We start from the raw sequence: 2,102 nt of genomic DNA, 5'->3' as shown, positions 1-2,102 counted from the left end.
TTCGTCTCGGCGATCGGCAATTTCGGCGTGCCCGCGCTGCTCGGTATCCCCGGCCGCTACAGCGTGCTGACCACCCTGATCTACCAGCGGCTCAGCGGCTTCGGTCCCTCGGTGCTGGGCGAGGTCGCGGCGCTGGCGCTGGTGCTGGCCATCCTGGCGGCACTCGGCCTCGGGCTGCAGCGCTGGGCGGCGGCGCGGGCGCCGGTGCTGGTGCGCACCGGCCCGACCGGCCCGGTGCTGCCGCTCGGCCGCGCCCGGCCCTGGGTCGAAACGCTGCTGTGGCTAATCCTCGCCGTGCTGTCGCTGGCGCCGCTGCTGGCGCTGCTGGCCTCGGCCCTGGTGCCGGCACTGGGGGTGGACCTGACCTTCGCCACCATCAGCCTCGACCAGTTCTCCTATATCCTGTTCCAGCACGACGCGACGCAGCGTGCCTTCCTGAACAGCGCCATCCTGGCCGGGTCGGCGGCGCTGGCCACCGCGGCGGCCGGGCTGGTGCTGGCCTATTATGCCGAGGCGCGGCGCTGGCGGGCGATGCGCTGGCTCGATGCCGTGGCCGACCTGCCTTATGCGCTGCCCGGGGTGCTGACGGCGATCGCCGTCATCATGCTGCTGCTGCGGCCGCTGCCGCTGATCGGGGTCAGCCTGTACGGCACGCTGGGCATCATCCTGGTCGCCTATCTCGGCCGGTTCCTGGCGCTGGCGCTGCGCCCGATCGCGGCGGCGATCGCCCAGGCCGACCCGGCGCCGGAGGAAGCGGCGCGCCGGGCCGGCGCCGGCGGGCCGCGGCGCCTGGCCGGGATCCTGCTGCCCGCCGTGGCGCCCGCGGTCGCCACCGCCGCCATCCTGGTGTTCCTGACCGCCTTCAACGAGCTGACGGTCTCGGCCCTGCTGTGGTCGCGCGGCAGCGAGACGGTCGGGGTGATGGTGTTCTCGCTGCAGGCCGAAGGCGCGTCGACCGCGGCCTCGGCCGTCGCCGTCCTGACGGTGCTGGTCACGCTCGGCCTCGCCGGCCTGGCCACCCTGTTCGCCCGCCGCCTGCCGAAGGGATCGCTGCCATGGCTGCCGTAGACATCGCTGGCGTCAGCAAGCGCTTCGGGCCCCGGATGGCGGTCGACGGGGTCGATCTCGACGTGGCGCAGGGCGAATTCCTGGCGCTGCTCGGCCCCTCCGGCTGCGGCAAGACCACCTTGCTGCGCCTTCTCGCCGGCTTTGACACGCCCGATGCCGGCGTGATCCGGATCGGCGGCCGCGCCGTGGCCGGGGCCGGGGCGGCGGTGCCGGCCGAAGACCGCGGCATCGGCATGGTGTTCCAGTCCTATGCCCTGTGGCCGCATATGAGCGTGCGGGAGAATGTCGACTACGCCCTGCGCATCCGCCGCCTGGCCGCGGCGGACCGTACCCGGCGCACCGACCAGGCGCTGGCGGCGGTCGGCCTGTCCGACCGGGCGGAGGCGCGGCCCGACACCCTGTCCGGCGGCCAGCGCCAGCGCGTCGCCCTGGCCCGCTGCCTGGCGATGGCGCCGTCGCTGGTGCTGATGGACGAACCGCTGGCCAATCTCGACGTGCATCTGCGCGACGCGCTGCAGGCCGAATTCCGCCGGCTGCACCGCCAGCTCGGCGCCACCGTGATCTACGTCACCCACGACCAGGCCGAGGCGATGGCCCTGGCCGACCGCATCGCGGTGATGGATCATGGCAGGCTGCAGCAGGTGGCGCCGCCAAGGCAGCTCTATGCTGAGCCGGCGACGGCCATGGTGGCGGATTTCGTCGGCCGCGGCATGGTGGTGCCGGTGGCCTGGCGCGGCGGCGCCGGCCCTGGCCTGTGTGCCGTGGATCTGTGGGGCCATGCCGTGCAGCTGCGCAGCGGCCTGGGCGTGCACGCGCCGGCGCAAACGGCCTGCCTGCGGGCGGAAGGCCTGGCGCTGGATCCGGCGGCGGGCATTCCCGCCCGGCTCGACCGTGCCGTGTTCGAAGGCGCCGTCACCATCCTGCATTGCCGGCCGGATGCCGACCCCGACCGGCTGCTGCGCGTCGCCCATCGCGGCCCGCCGCCGGAAGAGGGGGCGGCACTGCGCATCCGGGTCGAGGATGGCTGGCTGATG

At 74.1% G+C, this 2,102-nt stretch carries 2 protein-coding genes; both read left to right on the top strand.

Annotated features, from left to right (window positions below; genetic code table 11):
- Positions 1-1,068: ABC transporter permease (locus AC3XYG_RS34420; protein ID WP_489144398.1), on the top strand; the 1,068-nt coding region annotated here is incomplete at its 5' end.
- A partial coding sequence (locus AC3XYG_RS34415) for an ABC transporter ATP-binding protein (protein WP_489144397.1) occupies positions 1,056-2,102 on the top strand: 1,047 nt, incomplete at its 3' end. The genes AC3XYG_RS34420 and AC3XYG_RS34415, both read left to right, overlap by 13 nt.

The organism is Inquilinus sp. (genome assembly GCF_057815775.1).
This window is presented reverse-complemented; position numbering and strand designations above follow the sequence as displayed.